We start from the raw sequence: 23,399 nt of genomic DNA, 5'->3' as shown, positions 1-23,399 counted from the left end.
TCGCTCCATAATAGCGTTATGGAGCGAACGATTCAGAAGAAGCTGTCGGTCGGCGGGGACAGCTGGGTCACGGTTGATGTGTACGGGGAGCCGGACGCACCGGGCCTCGTCGTCGTCCCGGGCGTGATGAGCGATGCGCATACGTGGCGTGAGGTGGCGGGCGCCATCGACGCTTGGCCCTCGGTGGTAGTCGTGAACCGTCGTGGCCGTGCCCCCTCGGGGCCGTTGACCAACTCGTACTCGCTGCGGACAGAGGTTGAGGACCTCGGCGTGGTCCTTGACGAGTTCGACGGCGCGACGGCTCTCTTCGGTTGGAGCTACGGCGGCATGATCACCTTGCTGGCCGCCGACGAGCGCCCGGTTCACCAGGTGATCGCCTATGAGCCGGTGATGCAGCCGTTCGGACTCCATGCACTGCCGGACCTGAAGGTGGCAGCGGAGACGGCGGACTGGGACCGCTGCGTCGAGATCGTCAACCGGCAGATCTCCGGCTTCTCCGCAGCGCATGTCGATGACCTTCGGGCCGATCCTCATGGCTGGGCGACACTGCGTCGCTTGAGCGGACCGCTGTACGCCGAACTCGGCGCGCTCAACGCGACACCGCCTCCGGACGTGATGGCACAGCAGGCGGAGCAGGTCGACTTGATCATCGGCCAACGTAACCGCGGAACGGCCCCCTACGGAACGTCGTTCGACCTCGTGCGGCAGCACGTCGCGCATGCCGGAGTCCACGAACTTCCGGGCCAGGGTCACCTGGTCCACATTCAGGCGCCGGCAGAGCTGGGACGCCTGCTCAACAACCTCGCCGCGACTTGATGGGTGAGACCGGCGACGATGGCGTCGCGATCGCGGTCGATTCCGGCGCGGCAGCTGCCGACTGAGGACCGCGGCAGGGTCTTCCTCGGCCGCAGCCGACAGACGCCGAGTACGACCCCGTCACAGATTCGGTTCGCCCGAACAGCAGGACTGACCGAACACACGGGCCACGCAGCCGTCCGGCGCATGTCCTCCGGCAGCCGAGGGGGCGGCTTCGCGCCGATCGTCTCCTTCGTCACCGCCGACGGCCGGCGGTTCCGGATCACCGAGACGGGATCCGGACCCGGCATCAGCCTGCAGCGCGGAGTCGAGGTGCCGGTTGGCTGTCTACCGAGCCGTCCGCAGACCGCCCGGGTTGCGACCCGCGGTCAGCGCTTCGCCGGTACCGTGCTCCCCTTCACCGGCACAGCCGGGGCGCTCTCGATGCTCGCCCTGGTCCACTTCTCAGCACACTGACGGCGCCGGGTTCCGCGCCGTCATGGCAGGCGGTAGGGGAGAACAGCGCCTCCGCGAGGCCCGTTCACTGCTGGCTGCGGCGGAAGTCGCCGGGAGTGCGGCCGGTCTCGCGGGCGAAGAACTTCCCGAAGTTGGTGGCCTCGGTGAAGCCGAGTGCGCGGCCGATCGCGGCCACGGGCAGGTCGGTGTGGGCGAGCAGCCGCTGCGCCTCCAGGGCGACGCGGGCGTCGGCGAGCTGCTTGGCGCTCCGGCCGGTGGCGGCCAGGCAGGCACGGGTGACGGTCCTGGGGGAGTAGCCGAGGCGCGCCGCGTAGTCCTCGACGGAGCGGGTGGTGGCGAAGGAGCGCTCCAGCTCGCGGCGGAAGGCCAGGTGGACCTCGGCACCGGGCGGGGCGGCCGTGCCGGAGCCTCCATCGGGGCCGGGGCCGCGACCTTCGGCCGGGCCGGGTGTGGCGGCGGCCGGGTCGGGGAGGCGGGCCAGGCGGATGAGCAGTGCGCCGAGGAGCTGGCGCAGCAACGCTTCGGTCAGTTCCGGGTGCGGGGCGGGCTGCCGGCCGTCGCGCAGTCTTCGATACTCCGCGTGGAGGTCGGTGACGGCGCGGTTGAGGACGTCGAATTCGGCGGGTGGCAGTTGCCGGGCGACCGGGCCGAAGCCGTCGAGGACCTCGCGGATGGCGGGCAGCGGCGGTGGGAAGTCGGCGGTGAACAGCAGCAGGGTGGCGTCGAGGTCCGCGGGGCGGTCGTCGCTGCCGACGGGCAGGCGCTGTACCTGACCGGGGCGCAGGTGGAGCAGGGTGCCGCGGGTGCACGGATGGGCGGTGAAATCGACCATCGCGCGGCCCTCGCCCCGGCGTACCAGGACGAGCTGGTGGAAGTCGAGGCGGCTCGGCCTCCGTGCCACCGATCCCATCAGCCGGGCTCTCAGCACGTCGAAGGTCAGTACCTCGATGCCGGTGTGGGGGCGGTCGGGGTTGTCGTAGGCGATGTCGACGATGCCGGGCTGCTGTCCACTTCTGACCATGTCGAGGCGTGACTCTACCTCGTCGCGCGGAGGACCGCGCGGGCATCGTGGAGGCACGGACGGGGGCGAGCGCCACACCGGGTGGCGCACCGACGGACCGTCACCGCCCCCTCCATCAAAGGAAGGACCTTCCACCATGTCTTCTGTCGTCAAGGATCCCGCCGAGCTGCCGATTCTGTTCCAGAACGCCCTGAACGCCGGTGACGTGGACGGCGTGCTGGCCCTTTTCGCCGCGGAGGCCGGCATGCGCACGGTGAGCGGCGGGCTCCTCACCGGCGCCGAAGCGCTGCGCACGGAGCTCGGGGGGACGGTCGCCGCCCGCGGCAGGCTGACGAACGTCCACCGGCACGCGCTGGTCGGAGCCGACACCGCGCTCCTGGTGACCGACTGGACGCTGGAGATCGACGGCCCCGACGGCGAACGGCTCACTCCGACCGGCACCACCGCCAACATCGCCCGCCGGGACGCCGATGGCGGCTGGCGCTTCACCCTCCTCAACCCCCTCGGTATCGCCTGAACCCGAACCCCGGTAACGGCGTCCGGTACCGGCCGCCGAAGGGCTGTCCGCGGAGTGAACTACCTTGTCGCGCATGAACTCCCCATACGAAGAGGCCGCGCGGGTCTGGGCGGTCATGGAGGCGCGGATGCCGACCGGCCCCGGCGGTCTGAACCCTCCGGCGACGGAGGAACAGGTCCGGGCGGCGGAGCAGGCGCTCGGGTACGGCCTCCCGGAGGAGATGCGCGCCTCGTACCTGCTGCACGACGGCGGGTACGTGCCGAGTTCCGGCGAGCGCCCGGAGTGGGGGCCGCCGATCGAGATCCTGCCGCTACGGCGGATCGTGGAGATGCGGGAGGGGCTGCTGGAGTGCATCGACACGTGGTGCGACCACCAGGACGGTGACGAGGACTGCGGCTGCGAGTGGAACGAGCGCAACGGTCACCCCGTGCGCCAGGGCAACTCCTGGTACGCGGGGTGGCTGCCGGTCCACGACGGCGGCGACAGCTCCTACCGGGCGGTCGACATGGTGCCGCTGCGGGGTGGCCGGGTGGGGCAGGTGATCAGTGTGGACTGCGGGCCGTCGACCGAGGTGGAGTGCGGGTCGTTCCTGGACCTGCTGCGGGCCTGGTCCGCCTGAACCGGACGATCGGGGGGCGCCCGGCGCTGGGGTGGTGCGTGAGCCTTGCGGCATGGAGACGGGTCGGTCGGGAGTCTCAGTGGCAGAAGGACGCGATTCCGGTGGAGATCGTTTTCGCGTTCGTGACGGCACTCTGCTGGCCGCGGCCGTACACGCGGTGGCACTCGTTCCCGCGCTGTTCCTCGGCGTGTCCGGCCCCGTGGGCGAGATCGTGCTGACGGCCGGCGCCGTGGTCGGGTCGGTTGCCGGGTCCTGGCGGCTGGCGCGGGCCCTGCACCGCTTTGACGCGCATCGCCGCCGGGGCCTCTGAACACGGGGCCGGTGATGCTGAACCTGCTGGAGAACCTGGACCTGGTGGCGACCGGCGAGGCCGGGTCCTGGACGCGCTCGGGCACCTGCTGCGGTTCCTCGTCACCCGCCGCCACGGAAAGGGGCGGCACCGGCCGAGCCGGGGCCGCCCTACGAGACCGGGCTCATCCGCCGTAGCGCCGCTGCCTGGCCGCGAAGCTGCGGACGGCGCGAAGGAAGTCGACCTCGCGGAACGCCGGCCAGTAGGCCTCGCAGAAGTACAGCTCCGAGTAGGCGCTCTGCCAGAGCAGGAAGTTCGACAGCCGTTGTTCCCCGCTGGTACGGATGACCAGGTCGGGATCGGGCTGGCCGGCGGTGTACAGGTGCGGGGCGATGTCGTCGACGGTCAGGGCGTCCGCGGCCTCGGTCAGTGACGCCCCCGCTTCGGCCTGCGCGTACATCAGGACGCGCACGGCGTCGACGACCTCCTGGCGGCCGCCGTAGCCGACGGCCAGGGTGACGTGGGCGCCGGTGGTGCAGGTGCGGGTGACCTCCGTGATGATCTGCAACAGCGTCCTGCGGTTCGCCGCGCCGCCTCCCGCATCGAGAACGCGACGGGCCGCCCGGATCGCGGCCACCGCAGGCGCGTTGGCACTGCCGGTCTCGTTGGCGCTGCGGGACACCGTCTGGCAACTGCTCGGGCTCGGCGACCAGGTCGACTCCCTCGGGCGGTGGGCGGCCGTCACCTTCGCCTGCGCGCTGCTGGCGGGCGCGCTCACCTTCGGTGTGGCTGTGACCGGGACCAAGGACCCCAGGGCTGTGTAGAAGGGGACGTCGCCGTGCGGCTCCTCCAGCGGGCACTCGCCGTACCGAGCCCGCAGACTGGTCTCTGGTCCGAGGGACCTTCCGGGCCCGTGCGGTCCCAGGTGTCAGGACCGAGCGGGGTAGCGGCCCGAGACACGGCAGAACCCGAGGTTGCCGCCCGCCCATCGGCCCACACCGTCGGCCCACTCCACCAGCGGGTTCACAGCAGGTGAGCCGTCGCCGACGGCGAGCACGAGTGCGGCGCGCGCGGCCTGGAAGTGCCGAACGCGGTCAGCGATCAAGTCGACGGTGACGGCGGCCGCCTGCTGGAGGCTGAGCCCGTCGTGGTGGGCGAGGACGGCCAGGAGGTTGTTCGGCTCGCCGGCCGCGAGTTCCTTCGGCGCGGAGAACAGGTCGTTGGTCCAGGCGGCGATGTCGGCCGCGCAGTCGATGAGGGACCGGTACAGGGAGCCGGCGACGAAGTCGTCAGCGAGTTCGTGACCCTGGGCGTACTCGATCAGGTCGAAGTGCCACAGCAGCGTGGAGGAGATCCGGCGCCAGGGAATGTAATCGCCCGGGGCGGGAGGGACCGCTGACTGCCGGCGGCGGATGCCGGCCTCGATGTTGACCTGGTTCCAGTCCGCGAGGTGGGCACGGAAACGTGCCCGCCAGGCAGGGCCCATCGGTTTCTCGATCACCGACAGCAGCGGCGTCTGGGTCAGGGCGTGCGGGCGTGGAGCCTCCTCGTCCGCGTGGTCGTCGTCGAGGAACATCATCAGGTCCAGGCAGGACAACGTGTTCAGACGGTCGCGGGGCGCGGTGGGGTAGACCCAAGCGGCGAACTGGTCGCACTGCTGGCTGTAGGCACGTTCGGCAAGCTGTGCGGATGCGTAGAGTCCGGTCCGCGCGGCCCAGGCCCGGGCATGGTCGGCAGCCCTGGGAGCGTCGGGATGGAGCTGTTGCGGGAACGGCAGTGTGAACGGGGGGATGACAAGCGCGTCGCTGGCGTTCACGGCCTTCTGCCTCGGGTCCGACGAAGTGATGGACACATGACACCACCGTCCCGGGCCGCGCGGTAAGGGCGCACAGGAGCTTACGGACGACGGGATCCCTCGCAGTGCGCCCTGCGCTGTCACGACGTCCCGGCTTCGACCAGGACCTCGCCGCCGAGGCGACCCGCACCAGTAACCGCCTGCGCGGCCTGCTCACCCGGTTCCACCCTTCCCTCGAACGCGTCCTCGGCCCGTGCCTGGACCACCCCGCCGTCAACCCGCCTGCTCGAGCAGCACGTCGTCGTCCCCGGCACCACCGCCCTGGACGTGGTGGTGCCGTCCCCGGCACGGTCGCTCGCCGCCGTCCACGAACAGCGGCGAGCCGTCGAAGCCCAGATCGGCGAGCTTGGGGAGGCCCGACCTCTTTTCGCGTGTGAGTCGACTCCGAAGTTGCAGGTCGCGGTGTGGTGGCGGTGGGCGGCAGCGGGGTAGAGATCGCACAGTCCCTGCGGACATTCGCGTGGGCGAACGAGACGAGGAACCGTGGCAGAAAGCCGTTTCAGTGACACCATCGCCCACCTGGAGGCGGAACTTCCCGGCATCGAGGCCCGCCGGCGGCGCCTGGAGGACGACCTGACCGCCGCCGTGGCGCGCGAGAACGCCGTACGCGCCGCCATCGAGAGCCTGCGGGCCCTGGCCGGACTGCAGGCCTCACAGGACATCACGCCGGTGGGCAGCATTCGGGCAGAGGCGGACGCCATCGTCGGGGTCCGGCCGCAGCAGATCGCGGCCGAAACCCAGGCGGGCCCGGACCAGGGCGGCGACCCGGCCAAGAAGGCCACCACGCGCACGGACCCGGCCACGAAGACGGCGAAGAAGACCGCCGCCAAGAAGACCACGGCCAAGAAGACCACGGCCAAGAAGACCACGGTGAAGAAAGCGGCTCCCGCGAAGAAGACCGCGGCAAAGAAGGCCACGGCGGAGAAGAGCGCGGCAAAGAAGGCCGCGGCGACGAAGACCGTCGACGGCGCGCGGCCGCGCACCCCGGCGAAGAAGACGGTCGCGGCCCGGGGGACCGGGCCGGTGCGGACCAGTGTCAACATGAACGCGGTGCGCACCATGCTGGAGCGCCTGGCCAAGGCCGGCCGAGTACAGCGCCCGGGCCGCGGCCTGTACGCGAAGCTGAACGGCTGACCCACCGCCAGCCAGCTGGCGGCCAGGTCGCGGACCTGCCGCACCTCGCCGTCGGCTGGTGAGCGACATGGTCGGGTGTGGCACCAAGATCCTGCGGGAGAACCCCAGCGGCGAGCTGACCATCCTCGTCGACGAGAACGGCAACATCCGCCTGTGGTGCCCTCGGCCGCCGGGCGGCGCGGGCCTTCGCTGCGCCGCCGCGACCGACTCGTCGTCCCAGGGGCCTTCCGAGAGCCTTCGGCACCGAATGAGGACGCCCTGGCACCGGCGGGCCCGGCGGCCGTCCGTTCGGTGGGGCAGGTCAGGGCCGGCTGCTGGCCGTGCCGGGTGTCACGGGAGCCTGACTGCTGGGTGCGGCGGGCGTCGCCGCACCCGAGGCGAGGTCCGTGGGCCTGGCGGAGCGTTCCGCGGTGGGAGACCGCTCAACACCCGGCCCCTCTCCGGCTTCCCGTCTGTGAGCTGCACCGACGCCTGGTCGTGAGCGGGCACCCTGGCCGACGCATAGGCTGAGGGACACCCTGAGCCGTGAACGGGTCATCAGATACCGTCCACGGCCATGGGAGCACTGATAGTCGTCCGGCATGGTCAGACCGAGTGGAGCCTGTCGGGCCGGCACGCTGGCCGCACCGACGTTGCGCTGACCGATGCGGGTGAGGCCGCGGCCAGGGCGCTCGCTCCGAGGCTGGCCCGACGTCGTCTGGTCGCGGTGTTCAGCAGCCCGCTGAGCCGTGCGATGCGGACAGCCGAGCTTGCCGGTTTGACCGGCGCAAAGCCGGATCCGGACCTGGTGGAGTGGGACTACGGCGGCTATGAGGGACTGACCGCCGAGCAGATCCAGGAGACGCGGCCGGGCTGGGACCTGTGGCGGGACGGCGTCATTCCCGGGGATGCCGCCCATCCTGGCGAGGAGCTCCAGCAGGTGGCCGCGCGCACGGACGCGGCGCTGGATCGGATCCGGCCGCTGCTGAACCATGGCGATGTGGCCGTGGTCGCTCACGGCCATCTGGCGCGAGTGATCGCCGTGCGCTGGCTCGGGCTCGATGCTTCCGCCGCCCGCCTGCTCGGCCACCCGCACCCGGGCTCTCTCGGTTTCCTGGCCGTTGAGCAGGGGCAGCCGGTCATCTCTGCCTGGAACGTCCCGTAGCGGCAGACCGGCGTCACGCCTGCCGTGCGAGATGCCGGTAGCAATGAGAGCCGCGGCGACGCCGGCGTACCCGGCGAAATGGTCGGCCTTGAACTGGTAGCGGTGATGGAGGCGGCGGAAGCCGCCCAGTCAGGCCACGGTCCCTTCGATCACCCGGCGGTGCCGGACGAGGCGGTCGGAGGACTCGGCGCCTCGGCGGCCGAGGCGTGCCGTGATCTGCCGTCGTTGCAGGTAGGAGCGGATGGAGCGGTGGTCGTCGGCCTTGTCGCCGTGCAGTTTGCCGGGTCCGGGGCGCCTGGGGCCTCGGCGCGAGCGGATCGGCGGGATGGTCTCGGCCAACGGGATCAGGCCTGGCTGTCGACGGTGGCGCCCGAGATCGCCAAGGACACGGGCAGACCGGCGCATTCGGTGAGCAAGCGGATCCAGCCTGTCACCCTTCAATGCCAAAGAAGTTCGCAGAAGCGGTCCAGGGCGTGGTCGGTGCGACGGCGGTCGCCGGTGGTCGTGAGGTCGAACAGGAGGCCCCGGATGACGGCCATGACCAGGGTGGGCGCGACGGTGTCGTCAGGGCCGGTGGCGATGTCGCGGAACGTGGTGTTGAGAGCGTTGAACCAGCCCGTGATCGCCTCGGCCTGGTTCGGGTAGTTCTCGGGGTGGACCAGGCCGTCGGCGTGCACCTCGAACATCAGCCGGACGTACCCGGCGCGCTCGGGCTCGCTGAACCAGGCCCAGATGCCGCGCAGGTGTCCTTCCGGGGAGGTTGCCTGCGGAGGGAGGTTCTCGGCCAGCCGGGCCGCCCCGCGGCGGCGAGCCTCGGCGAGGACGGCGGCGACCAACTCCTGCTTGCTGCCGAAGTCGTAGAGCAGCATCCGCGGGCTGGTGCCGAGGGCCGCGGCCAGCGGCCGCAGGCTCAACCCGACCAGGCCGTGGCCCAACACGTAGTCGGTCGCCCGCGCCAGGGTGCGCTCCCGCCGGGCGGGGTCCGGAGGTCGTCCCACGGAGCTCTGTCCTTGTCTCTGCTGCGATCTGACTCAGCGCCAGTATATGGTGCGACTGTTTCAATAACGGGAGGAGGCAGTCGTGGCCACACTTGAGCGGGCACTCGCGCTCGGTGCCGGAGGCCCCGTTGGTGCGGCCTGGATGGCCGGAATGGCCTGCGGGCTGCGTCAGGCCGGAATGGACCTTGGCGAGGCCGACCTGATCGTCGGAACATCGACCGGCGCGATCATCGGTGCGGTGCTGGCCTCCGGTCAGAACCCCTGCCGGCTCGCCACGCCTGTGCGCCCGGCCGGATCCGGCGGCACCCCGCCCCAGGTGGACGGGCGCCGGCTGGAGGAGGTGTTCGCCGTGCTCGGTGGTGCCGCCTCGAATCCGGCCGAGGCATGGCGCCGGGCGGGCCGGATCGCAGTCGTCGCCGAGACCGGTCCCGAACAGGCGCATGTCGACCGGATGGGCGCATTGGTCGGCGCAGATCGATGGCCGGACCGGCGGCTTCTCATCACCGCGATGGACGCCGAGACCGGCGAGCCGAAGGTCTTCGACCGTGCCGGTGGTGCACCGCTGCCCTCCGCCGTGGCGGCAAGCACGGCCTTCCCGGGGATCTACCCACCGATTACCATCAACGGCCGCCGCTACATGGACGGTTCGCTGCGGTCGGCGACCAACGCCGGCCTTGCTGCCGGAGCCCGCACGCTCGTCGTGGTGGACCCGCAGGCGCACCTGTTTCCCCGCGAACTGCTCCACCGGGAGCTGGCGGTCGCCGGGGCGACCACCGTGGTGACCATCGAGCCCGATCCGACATCGATACGCGCTATCGGCCCGAACCTGAACGACCGGACAGCGTGGCAGCCGGCTTACCAGGCGGGGCTTGGCCAAGCCGCTGCTGCTGCCGAGCAGCTCCGCCTCGCGTGGAGGACCGGATCCGATGCGGACTGATCGCCGCGATCTTCTGAGGCCCGCTGCCCCGCCCTCCAGGCTGTCGACCAACCGCCAGTAGGCCGTCTGCCCGGGCGTGCGCGCCGTCCACGGCGCAGTCGTCCAGGTCCAGCAGGTCCAGCAGGTCCGCGCGGCGCAGTTCGGTCAGCAGTGCGGTGTGAAGGTGTGAAGGTGTGAAGGTGTAAAGGCGGGGCCAGACACCGGCCTCGGTCCAGTCCCGCAGCCGGCGCCATGCCGTGACCCGGAGCAGCCCGCAAGCTGCGCGGGGACACCACGCCACGCGACACCGGTCCGCAGCACGTAGATGAGGTCGGCCAGGTCGCTGCTGGCCGCTTGAAGACCCCCTGCCCCTCGCCCACGGGCTGGCCTCTCCTTCTGCGGCTGGCCCACGAGAGTGCCTGTGTCGCCTTGGCCTACGCGGCGGACCGGATCGTCGACGGCGAGGAGCCGGAGGCGGTGGTCGTCCGGCTGGGTGCGGGCAGCTGCGACGCGATGTCGGTGAATCTGGGCTGGACCTGCTGCGCCTGCCCTGCAGATCAGACCGTGTTCATGCTTCACCGTCACAGTCCGGCTGCCCACGATGGACCCTCCACGCCTCGAACAGCTGTCCTTCAACAGCGGGGACGCTCGCCGAGTTCTGACCGGCCACACCGGCTCCGCGTCCCGCTCGCCCGTCTCACCGCCACCGGCCCGGCTGCGTGCCCCGACACCTGCCGGGGCCGCCGGAAGATCACGGGGCTCCGTCGGCGGGACGGTCCTTTTCCCGGCCGCTGCCCGGCTGTCGGCGCCCGCCGGGCCCGAGACACCCGAACCGGGCCATCACCGGCGGCGCTCCCTGCCGCCGACCTGAGACCGGACTGGGGCATCGTCGTCCGACGCCGAAGCGGGTCGTCGGCGCCTGCGGGAAGCCGGGTGGCAGCCCTGTTCTGCCTAGCCCGAGGGCGACTCCGGCCGTCCGGCTGGTGAGCTACGGGGTGAGGTGGTGCAGTTCGTTGTCGTAGAGCTGGGCGGGGTCCAAGCCCATACCGGTGAAGTGGCCGGCGAGTTCGAGGGAGAGAACGCCGTGCAGGCGGGTCCAGAAGCGCAGGGCGCGGCGTAGGGCTGCGGGAGGGGCGGGGTGGTCGCCCGCCCAGTGGCGGTGTTCGGCGAGGTGGGCTTCCAGGTGGGCGTCGGGCTGGTGGTCGGCGTTCTCCTGGGCGGGGATAGCGGGGGACTGCGCGGCGTCGAGGAGGGCGCTCATGATCTCGGCGGCGATGGCGGTGGTGTCGTCGGGGGCGTGGTAGCCGGGGACGGGCGTGCCGTAGACGAGGAAGTAGCGCTGGGGGTCGGCCAGCGCCCAGTCGCGCAGGGCGTGGCCGAGGCCGGCGAGGTCGGCGCCGGATGCGGCGGCGGTGCGGATCGTGTCGGCGAGGCTGCGGTAGGCGTCGCGGATCAGTTCGGTGATCAGGTCGTCCCGGCTGGCGAAGTACCGGTAGAGGGCGGGGCCGCTGAGGCCCATCTGCTTGGCGATGGCGTTCAGGGACAGTCCCGCGGCGCCGGCGGCGGCGATCTGCTCCCAGGCGCGTTCCTTGACCTCCGCACGTAGTTGCGCGCGGTAGCGCTCGCGGGGGGTGTCCTTGCCCGCCGTGGCCATGTGTTCGTTCCTTTCGGGGAGGTCACTTGCTTGTTAGAGGGTATTACGGCCGCTCTTGACTGTCACTCAGCGGTGGCGTTATAACTTCTAACAGAAGCGCCACCCACTAACGGTGTGGGTGGGCAGTCGAGGAGGTCGTCGTGAACGCCGGGGAACTGATCGAGGTCGTGCTGCCGGGCAAGGTCGAGCCGGAGGGCCTCGAGGTGCGGTACGGGTCCGTTCCGGCCGCCGGCCCGGGGCAGGCCGTCGTCCGCATGGAGGCGACCGGAGTCTCCTTCGCCGAACAGCAGATGCGCCGCGGCCGCTACTACGACCAGCCGCCCTTCCCCTTCGTCCCGGGCTACGACCTGGTCGGAACAGTCGCCGCGGTCGGTGACGGAGTCGACCCGGGCCTGGTCGGCACGCGGGTCGCGGCACTGCTGAAGGTCGGCGGCTGGGCCAGCCACGTGCTCGCCGACGCCGCCGACCTGGTCCCGGTGCCCGACGGCATCGGGCCCGCACAGGCCGAGACGGTGGTGGTCAACGGCATCACCGCATGGCAGATGCTGCACCGCAAGGCACGCGTCCGGGCCGGGCAGACCGTCCTCGTGCACGGCGCCAACGGCGGTGTCGGCTCGGTCCTGGTCCAACTCGCCCAGGCCGCCGGCGCGAAGGTGATCGGCACCGCATCCGCACGCCACCACGCGGCCCTGCGCGAGCGGGCAGTGATCCCGGTCGACTACCGCACCGAGGACGTCGCCGCCCGCGTCCGGGAACTCGCCCCGGCAGGCGTGGACGCCGTCTTCGACCACGTCGGCGGCCGCAGCCTGACCGACTCCTGGCACCTGCTCGCACCCGGCGGCACCCTCGTCTCCTACGGCAGCGCCTCCACCCGCGACGACGACGGCTCCAAGCAGTGGCCCGTCCTCAAACTGCTCGGCCGCGTATGGCTGTGGAACGCCCTGCCCAACGGCCGCCACGCCCACTTCTACAACGTCTGGGCCGGCCGGGCACTGAACCGCAGCCGCTTCCGGGCCCGGCTGCGCACCGACCTCACCGCGGTGTTCGAGGCGCTGCGCAGCGGCGAGGTCACCGCGCAGATCGCCGCCGAACTCCCCCTCACCCGGGCCGCCGAGGCCATGCGCCTGGCCGAGTCCGGCACCGTCGCCGGAAAGGTCGTCCTGCGCGCCTGACCCGCCGACGGCCCGCGGACCCGCCGGCGGCCCGCGGACCCGCCTGCCGCCCCGCCGGCATCCCTCGCCCTCAACGCCCCTGCTTCCCGAAACAGCCGAGGAGAGAGCCCGTCATGCTCCGGACCAGCCCGCACACGCACTTCCGGCGTGTCCTCACCGCCGCCCTCGCAGCCACCGCCGCGCTCGCGACCCCTGCCGTCGCCGCTCCCGCGCAGCCCCCGTCAGCCCGGATCAGCTGGACGGCCTGCACGGACGCGGAGTTCGCGGGCATGCAGTGCGGCACGCTGCAGGTCCCCGTCGACCACGCCCACCCCCGTGCCGACCGCCTCACCCTCGCACTGGTCCGCCGCCCCGCCGAGGACCCAACCCACCGCCAGGGCACCCTCCTGCTCAACGACGGAGCCGGCGGCTCGTCGATCGAACAGCTGCGCCTGGCGATGCGCATCGGCTTCCCCTCGTTCGCCGGCGCCATGAGCCGCAACTTCGACCTGGTCGCCGTCGACCCGCGCGGCGTGGGCCGCAGCACGCCGATTCGCTGCTCCACACTCCAAAAGCCCGCCGGCATCACCCACGTCCCGCAGGACCACGCGCAGTTCGACGCACTCGTCGCCCACAACCGGGCCTTCGCCCAGGACTGCCTGCGCGCCAACGGCCCCCTCGTCGCCCACACCGACCTGACCAGCACCGCACGCGACTTCGAAGCCGTACGCACCGGCCTCGGCGAGAAACAGCTCAACTGGTACGGCATCCACTACAGCACCCTGCTCGGACGCACCTACGCCGACCTGTACCCGGGCCGGCTGCGCACCATGGTCCTCGACACGGCACTGGACGACACGACCTCGCCCACCGAGCGCATCCGCCGCGAAGCGGCCACCGCCGAGGACGCCTTCAACCGCTTCACCGCCTGGTGCGCAGCCTCCACGGACTGCGCCCTGCACGGCAAGGACGTCGCGGCCGAGTACGACGCGCTCGTCGCCCGCGCGGACCGCAGCCCGGTCCCGGTCGCCGGCGGTGGCCGCCCCCTGACCGGCGAGGACATCCGCACCGCCACCCAGGACCACCTCACGCTCTCGGGCGTCACCTGGCCCGCCCTCGCCCAGGCCGTGGTCAAGGCACAGGCCGGCGACGCGGGCGACTTCGCCTACGAGCCCGACGACACCCTCGACGCCGTCCAGGTGCAGGTCCCCGCCTGCCTGGACAACGCCGGCCCGGTGACCACCTTCGACCAGCTCACCAGGCTGCACGAAGAGCTGACGCGGATCTCCCCGCACCTGGGCGGCGCCGTCCGCTCCTGGACCGCGCTCACCGGCTGCCTCGGCTGGCCCCTGCCCGCCCACCCCGTCAGGGCCGGCGCGCCCGTGCACGGCGCGCCGCCCGCACTCGTCGTGCAGTCCACCCACCAGGCACTTGCCCCGCACAGCGCGGGCCCCGCCATGGCCGCCCAGCTGCCCGGCAGCGTCGTCCTCAGCCGCGAAGGCGACGACTACAGCATGTTCCTGCTCTCCCAGTGCGTGCGCGACGCCACCAACCGCTACCTCACCACCCGCGCCCTGCCCGCGCCCGGCACCACCTGCACCGACTGACGCTCGTCTCCAGTCCGACAGCCTGCTCTTCCCACCGATACGCGAGGAACCACCATGACCACCACCGCCCGCCGCCGCGGCCGCCTGCTCGCCCCCGCCGCCGCGGCCGCCCTGGCCCTCGGCGCCACCACGGCCGCCGCCGCCTCCTCCGCCGTACCGTCCGCCTCCGCGGCGACCTCCGCCTCCGCCGCCTCGGCGCACGACCACCAGGCGGCGAAGAACCCGAAGGCCATGCTCGACGCCTGGCTACGGCTGTGGAACGGCGACTACACCCAGGCCCCGAGGATCATCTCGCCCGACTTCACCGTGCACGCCGCCATGCTGGACGGCGGCGACGGCAGCGCCATCCGCGGCGCCGACGGCCTGGTCGCCTGGATCGCGCAGACCCGGGCCGCCTTCCCCGACCTGCGCTTCACCCCGCAGCTCGACTCCCTCGTCTCCGGACACCACGCCTCGCTGCGCTGGACCGCCACCGGCACCTACACCGGCGGCTTCCCCGGCGCCAAGGCCGAGCCCGGCACGACCATCACGTTCACCGGCACCGACACCCTGCGCATGGAGAACGGCAAGTTCGCCGAGTACTGGCTCAACTCGGACACCTTCCAACTCCTCACCCAGCTCCAGGTCCTGTAGGGCCGTTCCCGCGGCCCCGCCCGACCCTGCCGCCCCCAACCGACCTCGGTGGGGGCGGCGGGGCCTTCGCGCGCGCCACGCGCCCGCGCGCCCGCGCGACCGCCGCAACGGTGCTTACGGTGACGGCGGGTCAGCCCTCGGGCCGTGGCCTCGGCTCTTGTGGTGACTGGGCCGGGCCTGGTGCCGGCCTCGTCGGCGCCAGCGGGACCAGTGCAGGACGTGGGCGATGCTACGGCGGAACCGGCCGGGCGAGTCCGGTGATCAATCTGCGGATCTCGGGGACGGTGCGTGGGATCAGGTCTGGCGGTCAAGCCGGTCCGGCCCCTTTTCGAGCGGCACGGTATCCGCATCCACGGTTTGGACAACGGTGACAGTGACAGACTCCCAGCATGAGTGATCAACCCATCCGTCCGGTGCTGGGCCGACTGTCCCAGCCCTCCCACCCCGACGCCGCGGCGGACCAACCGCAGGGGGAAAGCCCGCCTTCGATGGACCGGTCCCCCTTCTCCGTCGGGACCGGCCAGGCACCGGCCGCATCCGCCGGACGACAGGCTCCCGAGCCCGGAGACGAGGCACACCCGCCCGGACGGCGCGCAGCGCGGCCCCGGGCCCGCCGCCACCCGGGCTGAGCCGGGACGTGGCCCCGCCCTGGCCACCCCGCCGCGCGGCTGACCGGCGGCACCATGACGAGCGCGCCGTGGGGCGCACGTTCGGTGGAGGTAGGACTTATGAGCGGTTTCGACGCCTTCGCGGCCCTGCTGGACTACCCCGTGTACGTGGTGACGGTGAACGGGCCGCGTCCGGCCGGCTGCCTGGTCGGATTCGCCGGGCAGTGCTCGATCGACCCCGCGCGCTTCACTGTGTGGCTCTCGAAGGCGAACCACACCTACGCGGCGGCCTCCGCGGCGCAGGAGCTAGGAGTGCACCTCCTGCCTCCGGACCACGAGCTGGCCGAGGTGTTCGGCGGCCTGACCGGCGACACCAGCGACAAGTTCGCCCGCGTCCGCTGGCATCGCGGACCGAACGACGTACCGATCCTCGACCGGGCGCCGGCCTGGTTCGTCGGCCGGGTGCTCGACCGGGCCGAATGGGGCGACCACACCGGCTTCCTTCTGGACCCGATCCACGTCCAGGTCCCGTCCTCGGCCGTGCCCGTGCTGTCCTACCGGAAGGTGGCGGACATCGACGCCGGCCACCCCGCATGATGGGAGGCCACCGGGGGTGCCCCGCGCCGGCACGAATGATCGGCTCCAGGCGATGGCGGGACGGTGTCGACTCAGTCCGCGCCGGGCCCGAGCCGCTTCACAATCCGGCTCCCCGGCTGGGGCGAGGCCTCGGCGGCCTCCCGTGGCCGTCCCCGCGGGGCCGGGGCCGGGGCCGCGGTCCGGGGCTGTCGCGTCCCCTTGTCGCGTGGGGTGCTGTCACGCCCTGTGACGTGGGCGGATGCCCGGGATCCCCTGTGCGGTCCGGGCGCGACTGGCCGGTGCGACAGCACCGCCGGCGGTGTGTGCCGATGCCGCGCGGTCTCGGCCACGGCCTGCTCGGAGGCTCGCCAGTAGCGGCTGGGAGGATCTTGGGTATGACTTCTCCGCTCCGTGTTCTGCGTGTCCTCGGTGAGCGCCCGTTCGCCGAGGCTGGTGAGCCTGCCCTGGCCGTGTCCGACGAGGAGTGTGGCTTGCTCGCCGTGGCGGGTGAGCCCGGGTTCGCCCAAAATGCGACGGTGGCGGTGTACGACACGGGGGACCTCGGCTGCCTGGCCGTGCTCCGGACCCGGTTCCCGGTGCAGGCCCTGGCCTTCCATCCGACGGAGCCGCTGCTCGCGGTCGGGACGGGGGAGTACGACGGCGGCTACTTCTTCGAGGGCGAGCTGCTCCTGCTGGACTGGGAGACGGGAGCCGCGCGCTCCCTTATCGAGGGCGACCTCGGCCGCCAGGTCCTCGGGCTGACGTGGCTGGACGGGCAGGCCCTGCAAGTGCTGATGGCGCCGTACGACGACTACAAGGACGAGCGGACGGCTCACGTCGAGGGCCACGTCGCCGTCGTGCGGCGGCCCGACTGGCACACCGTCACCCCCCACTCGCTCACCCCCTCAGACCTGGCGGGCCCCCGCGTGCCCGCCCCGCGGCCCGACGGACGCGACGAGGCCCGGTCGGCGCTCTCGGCGCTGAGCCCGGACTGGGAGCCCCGGCATCAGGTCCGCGCGATCGAGGAACTGCCTGACGGCGGCCTGCTGGCCACCCTCCACAAGGAGGAGGACGCGCCAGATCGGCCTGTGCCCGGCGACCGTGAGGACGGTCTGCTGATTCGGTACCGGACGACCGCGTACGTCGAGCGGCAGGACCGCCTGCGGATCCGGCGCGGCAGCCGGGACTACGTCCGCCAGGCCGCACGAGCCCGCCGGAGGCCCAACCAGGACTGGCTCGCGGCACGCTCCTCCAAGGGGCCGGGTACCCAACTCCTCTTCCCGCTCTCCTGGGAGCCCGGGCAGACTCACTTCCCCGGCCCGGGCGCGGAGACCAGCGACGGCGACTTGGTGTACGTCGGCACCGTCTACGACGGCCGGGGCCTGCAGCCCGGCGGCTCCTTCGTCGTTCGCCGCGCGGCCGCCGACGGCGCGCCCCGCTGGATCTTCTGGACCGACCACGTCGCAACCGACCTCGACACCGCAGCGGACACCGCCTTCGTGACCTACCGCAACGGCGAGCTTCTGGCCCTCGACCTCTACGACGGCACCCTCCGCTGGCGCCACCAAGTGACCGCCGCCGGCATCCCGGCCGTTCCGACCGCGCTCACCGCGACCGAACCGGGACATCTGCTGATCGGCACGTCCGACGGCCGAATCCTGGACTGCACAGTCGTCTGACCCCTCACCTCGCCGTTGTGGCCTCCGCTGGGCCTGGCCGTCCGCCGCCGTTCTGGCCCCCGCTGCGCCGGTCGGCGGCGTGTGGCGGGCACCGGGGTTGATCCTGCCGGGGCGGTCTGAGCGCCGGTTCGCTGAGCCCCTGCCTGTCCGCCGTCCTGGCGGCCCTGCTGGGTCGCTCGGGTCGCTGGGGACACCCCGTCGCCTGGTGCGCCTGGCCGACCCCGTCGCCGGATCCCTCAGGTGTGGCATGGAGTCGGCGCTGCACCCCGGAACCAGGGACTGCCTGGGACTGCGCGGGGCTTCAGGACGGCGTGCAGACAGCGTGGCCCTGGCGTCGTCTGCGTTGGGTGACCGCGGATGCCGGTTACGGCTACAGCAGGGGCGGCGCCAGGAGTGGAGCAGGCCGTCGTCTTCCAAGTCGTGGCCACCACCCGCCACGGCACCGTCAGCTCGACAACCATGAGGATCACGACCTGCGGCTGGAGGCGACTACGCCGGAAAGTTCTGGCCTATCGCCCTCAGGACGTCGGCGAGCCACACCAGGTGGTATCCCAGGGCACGATCCTGATCGGCAAGCAGATCCCGCAGATGCTGCCAGGACTCCGAGAGCTGGCCGATCGTCAGGTCGTCCGGCTCCCTGGTGACGTCGTACAGCTCGTCCGAGGGGATAGACCAGAAGTAGTCCTTGTCCAGGGCGACAGCATCGCCCGCCTCGGCGGCTTCCACATGGCGCATCAGCACGTCGAACGACCTGCGCAGCTCAGCGAGGGACACGTACAAGGGCTCACCAGTCATGAGCACCATCATGAAGGACCGACAAGATCACGATCTACGGCTGGAGTACTTAGGGTATGAACACCTGGTGCGGGGCAAGGCCGGCCCAGACGCGCCTGACCTTCGGCCGGTGACGGTAGCGGGCGGATTCGGCTCGCTCGTCGGTCTCGACCCCGGGATGCACGGCAGGTGGGCGACGGGCGGGCTGCCAGGCAGGCCGCTCACGGTGCCGGACCGCTCGGCCAGGTCACCGCTCGCCAGGCGCAGCAGCGAGGCGCGTTCAGAGCGCTGCGCCCGGCCAGGGGAAGGCTGATGCCGACTGGCCGGAGCCGGCCGCGGGCGTCGGGCTGGCGAGGGAGGCGGCTTGGCGGGCCGGGGAGGCGCTGGGGACGATGCCGACGGCGGCGGCCTCAACGGTGACGGTTACCCGGAACTTCCTCCAGCCGCTGAGACTCCCGATCTTCTTGTGATCGGTCGTCGTCAGCCAGTCCACGATCACCCTGCCCCGCCTGGACTAGCTCCGCGCGTCGACGGGCGGTGAAGTGGGAGGCGTGTCACGCGTGAGGTGGTGCGGCTCGCAGGCCCCCGAGTAGGGCCGACAGGTAGCGATGCGCGGTGTCGATCCTTTCGGCGGGGGTGCCGCCGTGGACGTTGACGGCGTGGGCGATGCCGCACATGAGCGGGACCAGGTCGGCCGATGCCAGGTCGGGGCGCACTGCCCCGGCTTCGCGGGCGCTGGCGAGGAGCGTGTCGCCGGTCGACCACAGCGCGGTCTTGAGTTCCGTGGTGCGCGGGAGGGCATCGGTGGGTGCGGCGGTGACCGGGGCCAAGGAAGCGTCGGTGACCTGCGCTTCGACGGTTCGCGTCAGGAAGCCCTCCAGTGCGCGCCAGGGGTCGGTGTCGGCCAGCGCCTGCCGGCCGTGGGCGGCCAGGTTTTCCAGGCACGGGGTGGCGATGGTCTCCAACAGCGCCTCGGGGGTGGCGAAGTGGCGGTAGACGGTGCCGACTCCGAGTTCGGCGCGCCGGGCGACGTCGTTGAGCTGCAACGGCGTGCCCTGGTCGACCAGGTCGCGGGCGACGGCAACGATCCGGTCCCAGTTGCGGGCCGCGTCCTTGCGTCGGGGGGTCGTCGTCATGGGGATAGGTTAATCGGATGGCCCATCCGGATGGGTCCGCCGCCCGCGACCGCAGTGCGCTCCGGGTCAGGTGGCCGCGAGCGGTGCGTGCCGTTCGCTGAGCAGGCGCACGGCCTGGGCGATGCGCGGGTCTGTCGCCGAGCGCAACGGTGCCACCGGGCTCGCCTGGGCGCCGATGACCAGGCCGGTCCGACCGGTCAGCGCGTCGTCGGTGGCGGCGACGATCGAGGGCCTGGCCGCCACGGATGCCGGGCCAGAGGTCGAGTGTTCGAACTTGCGGCGCACCAGTGGCCACAGCAGCCGCAGGGCGGGCGAGACGATCTTCGGGTCGTCCAGGGTGCCGTTGGTCATGTCTGTCGCTGCGCCTCCGGGGTCGGCGGCGAAGACCGACACGCCGGTGCCGTCCAATCGGGCGGCCAGGTCGAGGGTGTAGGCGAGGTTGGCAAGCTTGGCGCGGCCGTACCAGTGGAAGCCGTAGTAGCCGCCGGGCGGCTCGACGGCGTCGAACACCCGCTTGGCGACCCCGACCGCACCGGAGGTCACGTTTACGATCCTGCTCGGTGCGCCGGCGGTCAGCGTGGGCAGCAGCAGTTCGGTCAGCAGGTACGGCGAGAGGTGGTTGACGACGAACGACGCCTCGACGCCGGCCAGGTCGCGCCGGTCGGGGAACATCGCCCCGACATTGTTGACAAGGACGGTCAGCGGTTCTCCCGTCGCGGCGTGGTCGCGGGCGAGTTGGTCGGCGAGCGCACGCACGTCGTGGAGCGAGGCGAGGTCGGCGGGCAGGAACCGGCCGGGGCTGGCCGGGTTCATCGCGTTGATCCGCTCCACCGCCTGGGCGCCCCGGTCGACATCGCGCCCGACCACCGTGACCGAGAACCCTCTGGCAGCCAGCCCCAGGGCCGTTTCCAACCCGATGCCCGCCGTTCCAGCCGTGACTACGGCTGTCTTCGTCATGTGCCCTCCACTCCAGCAGCATACGGATAGATAATCCGCTTATCGAGACGGTAGCACACATGTGGATGACCCATCCGCTTTGGTGAGCGGCGGCCTGCCATGCGATCCCAGGCGCCCATGAAGCCGCAGCCATCGCAAGACCGGCACCCCGGGGCGCGCGGGGCCGCAACGGCAGCTCGTACGGCCGGCTCGGCACCAGGGAGCGGCTGCGAAGCGGACGGTCCGCCGACGGTCGACCCGACTGATCGGCGCCTTCAGTTCAGAAACAGGCACTCCGACTGGAAACCTGCATTTGAAGGCCGGGGGAGGCCGCCGAGGCCTCCCGGGCCGGCCACCGGGGCGCAGGGGGACGGCCCGGACGGCCGACCAGGACCGCGCACCGGCGGCCAGGACACAGCGACCCGAGTGTCCGTCTCAACGGAGTTTGACGAGTTTCAGCGAAGTTTGACCAGACGGAGTCGGGCGGCGCCCCCGGCCGGACCTGCCCCGGACCGGACCGGACACTGTGGCAGCATCCGGCCGTGGCGGTGTCCTTCCCTGGCCGGGCGGCCCGCCGAGCATGGTGTCGGGGGTGGCGCGACCGCGCGGCCCTGTCACGCTTGGAGGGACCGTGCCCCAGCCCGCACGACTGATCTGGGCCAACAACCGCCACAACCCGGAGGGTGTCACGCTCTACGGCACCGGCTACTCGGATCCCATCGACCTGACCGAGGTGGGGACAGTCTTTCTCTCCACCGTCGTCGGCGACCCGCCCAGAGAGCTGAATCACGACGGCCCGAGGCTGACCGTGAGCCTCCAGGTGCAGGACGCTGGCGCCACCTGGCTGCCCGTCGCCGAACTGACGCCCTACGGCACCTCCGCAGAGCCCCCATCGGGGTACGCCGAGGCCGCCTCCTACGGCCACGTATTCGTGGGACTCTTCCTGCCGGACCGCAGCGCGAGTTCGCACGCCGTGCCTCTGGTCCTGCCACCGACCGCGCGAATCCGCTGGGACGCCTACCTGTAGGACCGGAGCCTCCAACGGCACCCCACATCCATCGACCGGACCGTGATCTCCCTCGACGGACGCTGACACCACCACCCAGCCCGAGCCGAGCCAGCGGACAGCAGAGGCGCCCACCCCGGCCACCCCCGGCCCCGACCAGCGCGACACGGACAGCGGCCAGGGCGCAGCAGGCGACGTGGGCCCGTTCCCTAATTCCAGAACTACCCACCTTGGCCGGCACCACACCGAGTTCGGCCGCCCGGGCGCGGCAGCAGGCGGCCCGGCCCCCAGCGACCCAAGCGACTCAGGAGGGCGCCAGGGTGGTGGACCGGCGCCCATACCGCTCTGGAAGGATCAGCCCCGGGTGCGCGCCACACACCATTGCCCGTGGCGCGCACCCCGCGGCCCCCAGCAGGACGGCGGCCACCGAGGCGCAACGCCCACCCGCACGACACCACCGGAAGACCCGCCGCCGCCACACCAGAAACGGCCGGACAAATCTCCCGGTCGACCGGTGCAGGGCCGGGTCTGGGCCGGGCCTCTACGTGAACATGCAGCGCATTGGCCGGCGCTGGATAGGGCCACGGTGATCATCACGCTAAACAGGGGGAGGTGTTCCCGTGGATCTCGCAGGACGCACGGTGGCAGTGACCGGGGCCGGGCGCGGGTTCGGGCGAGCGTTGGCCCTTGGGGCTGGCCGGTTGGGTGCGCGCGTGTTCTTGTCCGCGCGTTCTCTGGCAGCGGCTCAGAAGGTGGCTGATGAGGTAGTGGTCGACAGCGGCGCGCAGGCTGACGCGTTCGCCTGCGATCTGGCCGATCCGGCTTCCATCCGGGCCTTCACTGGTGGAATAGCCGCCCGCACCGGCCGGGTGGATGTGCTGATCAACAACGGTGCCCGCTACCTGGAGGGTCCCAATCTCTGGGACGCCGACGACGACGCGATCACCGACACCATCGCCTCCGGAGCCACCGGCACGCTGCTGACGGTCAAGCACCTCCTGCCGCTGTTGCGCGCTTCCGCCGGAGCGGACGTCGTCAACCTGGTCTCCTCGGCCGCGGAACCCCGGGGGCACCGTTCCCAGGCACACCCCGCGTTCTACGCTGCCAAAGCCGCCCAGGCCGGCTTCGCCGACGTCCTCTCCCACCGGCTGCGCCCCGAGGGTGTCCGCGTCATCTCGCTCTACCCACCGGACTTCACGGACGGCGACCCGCTCGACTCCGCCTGGGACCACGCTTCGCGGACCGCAAGTGACCCGTTGACCGCGCAATCCGTCCTCGACTGCGTCCTGTTCGCGAGCAACCAGCCGCGGGACTGCTTCATTCGCTCTTTCCACTTCGAGCAGTTGTAGAAAACCCACCCGAACCGAACAGGGCGGGCGAGCGTGCGGGTGGACCGAGGTCTAGGTTCTGTCCGGCGGATCGGGCGTCGTAGGCTCCAGATCATGCACAGCACCCTGACGGAGTATGCGCGATGCCTCTACGGCGACGAGTACGGTCCCACGCCGGAGTGCGATCGCGACCACCAGGAGTTCCTCTTCGTTGAGAGGCTGACCTGGCTGCCGAGAACCTGTGGATGCACGGCCCGGACTGGGACGACATCGCAGCTGGCTTGGTAGAGCGGGCCGACGCTCTGGAAGCGGTCTGATCACGGCCCGAGGCCGGGTTGGGGGCGGGCGACGGGCGAGGGACCGACATGTCGGTCCGCAGCACCTAGATGATGCCGGACAGGGACGGCCGGTCCGGGGACCGCAGCCGCCCGGGGTAGCGGTGGCGTCGCTCGGGAGCAGGCGGCGGTAGCGGTGCGACCCGCTCCCACACGCCATCCGGAACAAGACCAACACGCACTCGGGCCGCCTGCCGACCAAGACCGATGA

Annotated in this window: 25 protein-coding genes and 4 pseudogenes; 17 read left to right on the top strand and 12 right to left on the bottom strand. The window is 71.7% G+C overall.

The genetic code is table 11. The annotated features are described in order from the left end of the window. Positions 1-18: 18 nt before the first annotated feature. Complete coding sequence (locus IF30_RS0134035) at positions 19-816, top strand: alpha/beta fold hydrolase (RefSeq protein WP_030245747.1); 798 nt, start codon at positions 19-21, stop codon at positions 814-816. 186 nt (positions 817-1,002) lie between these two features. Beyond that, entirely contained in the window at positions 1,003-1,272 is a 270-nt protein-coding gene (locus IF30_RS50875; protein ID WP_030245745.1) for a DUF3592 domain-containing protein, read from the top strand. A gap of 64 nt (positions 1,273-1,336) precedes the next feature. On the opposite strand, the gene IF30_RS0134025 is transcribed toward IF30_RS50875, so the two are convergent. Next, positions 1,337-2,293, bottom strand: a complete 957-nt coding sequence (locus IF30_RS0134025; protein ID WP_030245743.1) for an AraC family transcriptional regulator — start codon at positions 2,291-2,293, stop codon at positions 1,337-1,339. Between the two features lie 136 nt (positions 2,294-2,429). Between IF30_RS0134025 and IF30_RS44155 the strand changes: the two genes are divergently transcribed. The 3 genes from IF30_RS44155 (at position 2,430) to IF30_RS42385 (ending at position 3,739) form a co-directional block, all read left to right on the top strand. Further along, entirely contained in the window at positions 2,430-2,810 is a 381-nt protein-coding gene (locus IF30_RS44155; RefSeq protein WP_051711783.1) for a YybH family protein, read from the top strand. A gap of 73 nt (positions 2,811-2,883) precedes the next feature. Beyond that, positions 2,884-3,429: an SMI1/KNR4 family protein gene (locus IF30_RS0134015; RefSeq protein WP_030245739.1), complete on the top strand. Its 546-nt coding sequence runs from the start codon at positions 2,884-2,886 to the stop codon at positions 3,427-3,429. A 79-nt stretch (positions 3,430-3,508) separates the two neighbouring features. Then, positions 3,509-3,739, top strand: coding sequence for a DUF6332 family protein (locus IF30_RS42385; protein WP_324605675.1), 231 nt, complete (start codon positions 3,509-3,511; stop codon positions 3,737-3,739). 163 nt (positions 3,740-3,902) lie between these two features. On the opposite strand, the pseudogene uppS reads toward IF30_RS42385, so the two are convergent. Further along, positions 3,903-4,295, bottom strand: a pseudogene (uppS, locus tag IF30_RS49890) (polyprenyl diphosphate synthase); the annotation flags it as partial. Here uppS and IF30_RS49885 point away from each other — a divergent pair. Beyond that, the gene (locus IF30_RS49885) at positions 4,276-4,542 is read left to right on the top strand and encodes a hypothetical protein (RefSeq protein ID WP_234322943.1); all 267 of its coding nucleotides are present in this window, start codon (positions 4,276-4,278) and stop codon (positions 4,540-4,542) included. The pseudogene uppS and the gene IF30_RS49885 sit on opposite strands and share 20 nt — an antisense overlap. Positions 4,543-4,646: 104 nt before the next feature. Here the strand turns inward: IF30_RS49885 and IF30_RS0133995 are convergent, their stop codons facing one another. Further along, on the bottom strand, positions 4,647-5,534 hold the full coding sequence (locus tag IF30_RS0133995) for a terpene synthase family protein (RefSeq protein WP_158835694.1): 888 nt from the start codon (positions 5,532-5,534) through the stop codon (positions 4,647-4,649). A 131-nt stretch (positions 5,535-5,665) separates the two neighbouring features. On the opposite strand from IF30_RS0133995, the pseudogene IF30_RS45905 reads away from it, so the two are divergent. From IF30_RS45905 to IF30_RS0133980, 3 genes and pseudogenes are all read left to right on the top strand, one after another. Beyond that, positions 5,666-5,939 (top strand): annotated as a pseudogene (locus tag IF30_RS45905) (IS110 family transposase); the annotation flags it as partial. A gap of 117 nt (positions 5,940-6,056) precedes the next feature. After that, complete coding sequence (locus IF30_RS48235) at positions 6,057-6,707, top strand: hypothetical protein (RefSeq protein ID WP_051711780.1); 651 nt, start codon at positions 6,057-6,059, stop codon at positions 6,705-6,707. A 556-nt stretch (positions 6,708-7,263) separates the two neighbouring features. Then, positions 7,264-7,851 carry a histidine phosphatase family protein gene (locus tag IF30_RS0133980; protein ID WP_030245732.1) on the top strand — a complete coding sequence of 196 codons (588 nt, stop codon included), beginning with the start codon at positions 7,264-7,266 and terminating at the stop codon, positions 7,849-7,851. 129 nt (positions 7,852-7,980) lie between these two features. Here the strand turns inward: IF30_RS0133980 and IF30_RS45895 are convergent, their stop codons facing one another. Together IF30_RS45895 and IF30_RS0133970 are read right to left on the bottom strand one after the other, a co-directional pair. Next, a complete protein-coding gene (locus IF30_RS45895) occupies positions 7,981-8,190 on the bottom strand; it encodes a hypothetical protein (RefSeq protein ID WP_078891917.1) in 210 nt (69 codons plus the stop codon). Positions 8,191-8,288: 98 nt separating this feature from the next. Then, positions 8,289-8,849: a TetR/AcrR family transcriptional regulator gene (locus tag IF30_RS0133970; RefSeq protein ID WP_030245731.1), complete on the bottom strand. Its 561-nt coding sequence runs from the start codon at positions 8,847-8,849 to the stop codon at positions 8,289-8,291. An 82-nt stretch (positions 8,850-8,931) separates the two neighbouring features. Between IF30_RS0133970 and IF30_RS0133965 the strand changes: the two genes are divergently transcribed. Next, positions 8,932-9,786 carry a patatin-like phospholipase family protein gene (locus IF30_RS0133965; RefSeq protein ID WP_030245729.1) on the top strand — a complete coding sequence of 285 codons (855 nt, stop codon included), beginning with the start codon at positions 8,932-8,934 and terminating at the stop codon, positions 9,784-9,786. A 67-nt stretch (positions 9,787-9,853) separates the two neighbouring features. On the opposite strand, the pseudogene IF30_RS48850 reads toward IF30_RS0133965, so the two are convergent. Both IF30_RS48850 and IF30_RS0133955 read right to left on the bottom strand, forming a co-directional pair. Next, positions 9,854-10,210 (bottom strand): annotated as a pseudogene (locus IF30_RS48850) (transposase); the annotation flags it as partial. Between the two features lie 543 nt (positions 10,211-10,753). Continuing rightward, positions 10,754-11,419: a TetR/AcrR family transcriptional regulator gene (locus tag IF30_RS0133955; protein WP_030245727.1), complete on the bottom strand. Its 666-nt coding sequence runs from the start codon at positions 11,417-11,419 to the stop codon at positions 10,754-10,756. Between the two features lie 140 nt (positions 11,420-11,559). On the opposite strand from IF30_RS0133955, the gene IF30_RS0133950 reads away from it, so the two are divergent. From IF30_RS0133950 to IF30_RS44145, 5 genes are all read left to right on the top strand, one after another. Then, complete coding sequence (locus IF30_RS0133950; RefSeq protein ID WP_030245726.1) at positions 11,560-12,591, top strand: medium chain dehydrogenase/reductase family protein; 1,032 nt, start codon at positions 11,560-11,562, stop codon at positions 12,589-12,591. Between the two features lie 113 nt (positions 12,592-12,704). Beyond that, positions 12,705-14,177: an alpha/beta fold hydrolase gene (locus IF30_RS0133945; protein WP_030245725.1), complete on the top strand. Its 1,473-nt coding sequence runs from the start codon at positions 12,705-12,707 to the stop codon at positions 14,175-14,177. Between the two features lie 54 nt (positions 14,178-14,231). Beyond that, entirely contained in the window at positions 14,232-14,810 is a 579-nt protein-coding gene (locus IF30_RS0133940) for an ester cyclase (RefSeq protein WP_199807975.1), read from the top strand. Between the two features lie 728 nt (positions 14,811-15,538). Further along, positions 15,539-16,015, top strand: a complete 477-nt coding sequence (locus tag IF30_RS0133935) for a flavin reductase family protein (RefSeq protein ID WP_030245723.1) — start codon at positions 15,539-15,541, stop codon at positions 16,013-16,015. A gap of 374 nt (positions 16,016-16,389) precedes the next feature. After that, positions 16,390-17,673: a PQQ-binding-like beta-propeller repeat protein gene (locus tag IF30_RS44145; protein WP_158835691.1), complete on the top strand. Its 1,284-nt coding sequence runs from the start codon at positions 16,390-16,392 to the stop codon at positions 17,671-17,673. A 489-nt stretch (positions 17,674-18,162) separates the two neighbouring features. Here the strand turns inward: IF30_RS44145 and IF30_RS0133925 are convergent, their stop codons facing one another. From IF30_RS0133925 to IF30_RS0133910, 4 genes are all read right to left on the bottom strand, one after another. Further along, positions 18,163-18,468, bottom strand: a complete 306-nt coding sequence (locus IF30_RS0133925; protein WP_030245720.1) for a hypothetical protein — start codon at positions 18,466-18,468, stop codon at positions 18,163-18,165. A 259-nt stretch (positions 18,469-18,727) separates the two neighbouring features. Beyond that, a complete protein-coding gene (locus tag IF30_RS47125; protein ID WP_158835688.1) occupies positions 18,728-18,940 on the bottom strand; it encodes a hypothetical protein in 213 nt (70 codons plus the stop codon). Positions 18,941-19,001: 61 nt separating this feature from the next. Next, positions 19,002-19,583 (bottom strand): TetR/AcrR family transcriptional regulator, encoded by a 582-nt coding sequence (locus tag IF30_RS0133915; RefSeq protein WP_030245718.1) that lies wholly within the window; start codon positions 19,581-19,583, stop codon positions 19,002-19,004. 66 nt (positions 19,584-19,649) lie between these two features. Then, positions 19,650-20,540 carry an SDR family NAD(P)-dependent oxidoreductase gene (locus IF30_RS0133910; RefSeq protein WP_030245717.1) on the bottom strand — a complete coding sequence of 297 codons (891 nt, stop codon included), beginning with the start codon at positions 20,538-20,540 and terminating at the stop codon, positions 19,650-19,652. 610 nt (positions 20,541-21,150) lie between these two features. Here IF30_RS0133910 and IF30_RS0133905 point away from each other — a divergent pair. Next, positions 21,151-21,546: a hypothetical protein gene (locus IF30_RS0133905; RefSeq protein ID WP_030245716.1), complete on the top strand. Its 396-nt coding sequence runs from the start codon at positions 21,151-21,153 to the stop codon at positions 21,544-21,546. Positions 21,547-22,145: 599 nt separating this feature from the next. Further along, on the top strand, positions 22,146-22,874 hold the full coding sequence (locus IF30_RS0133900; protein WP_030245715.1) for an SDR family oxidoreductase: 729 nt from the start codon (positions 22,146-22,148) through the stop codon (positions 22,872-22,874). Between the two features lie 364 nt (positions 22,875-23,238). Here the strand turns inward: IF30_RS0133900 and IF30_RS49880 are convergent. After that, positions 23,239-23,370, bottom strand: a pseudogene (locus tag IF30_RS49880) (IS5/IS1182 family transposase); the annotation flags it as partial. Positions 23,371-23,399: the final 29 nt, after the last annotated feature.

This window comes from Streptomyces sp. NRRL S-350 (genome assembly GCF_000719705.1).
Classification (GTDB): Bacteria; Actinomycetota; Actinomycetes; order Streptomycetales; family Streptomycetaceae; genus Kitasatospora.
The sequence above is the reverse complement of the archived record's forward strand: the minus strand, read 5'-3'. Positions and strand labels throughout refer to the sequence as shown.

Bases quoted from the DNA above. Each gene is read 5' to 3' on its own strand.
- IF30_RS0134035 (WP_030245747.1), top strand. From the start codon at position 19: ATGGAGCGAACGATTCAGAAGAAGCTGTCGGTCGGCGGGGACAGCTGG.
- IF30_RS50875 (WP_030245745.1), top strand. From the start codon at position 1,003: ATGTCCTCCGGCAGCCGAGGGGGCGGCTTCGCGCCGATCGTCTCCTTC.
- IF30_RS0134025 (WP_030245743.1), bottom strand. From the start codon at position 2,293: ATGGTCAGAAGTGGACAGCAGCCCGGCATCGTCGACATCGCCTACGAC.
- IF30_RS44155 (WP_051711783.1), top strand. From the start codon at position 2,430: ATGTCTTCTGTCGTCAAGGATCCCGCCGAGCTGCCGATTCTGTTCCAG.
- IF30_RS0134015 (WP_030245739.1), top strand. From the start codon at position 2,884: ATGAACTCCCCATACGAAGAGGCCGCGCGGGTCTGGGCGGTCATGGAG.
- IF30_RS49885 (WP_234322943.1), top strand. From the start codon at position 4,276: ATGATCTGCAACAGCGTCCTGCGGTTCGCCGCGCCGCCTCCCGCATCG.
- IF30_RS0133980 (WP_030245732.1), top strand. From the start codon at position 7,264: ATGGGAGCACTGATAGTCGTCCGGCATGGTCAGACCGAGTGGAGCCTG.
- IF30_RS0133955 (WP_030245727.1), bottom strand. From the start codon at position 11,419: ATGGCCACGGCGGGCAAGGACACCCCCCGCGAGCGCTACCGCGCGCAA.
- IF30_RS0133945 (WP_030245725.1), top strand. From the start codon at position 12,705: ATGCTCCGGACCAGCCCGCACACGCACTTCCGGCGTGTCCTCACCGCC.
- IF30_RS0133940 (WP_199807975.1), top strand. From the start codon at position 14,232: ATGACCACCACCGCCCGCCGCCGCGGCCGCCTGCTCGCCCCCGCCGCC.
- IF30_RS0133935 (WP_030245723.1), top strand. From the start codon at position 15,539: ATGAGCGGTTTCGACGCCTTCGCGGCCCTGCTGGACTACCCCGTGTAC.
- IF30_RS44145 (WP_158835691.1), top strand. From the start codon at position 16,390: ATGACTTCTCCGCTCCGTGTTCTGCGTGTCCTCGGTGAGCGCCCGTTC.
- IF30_RS0133925 (WP_030245720.1), bottom strand. From the start codon at position 18,468: ATGACTGGTGAGCCCTTGTACGTGTCCCTCGCTGAGCTGCGCAGGTCG.
- IF30_RS0133915 (WP_030245718.1), bottom strand. From the start codon at position 19,583: ATGACGACGACCCCCCGACGCAAGGACGCGGCCCGCAACTGGGACCGG.
- IF30_RS0133910 (WP_030245717.1), bottom strand. From the start codon at position 20,540: ATGACGAAGACAGCCGTAGTCACGGCTGGAACGGCGGGCATCGGGTTG.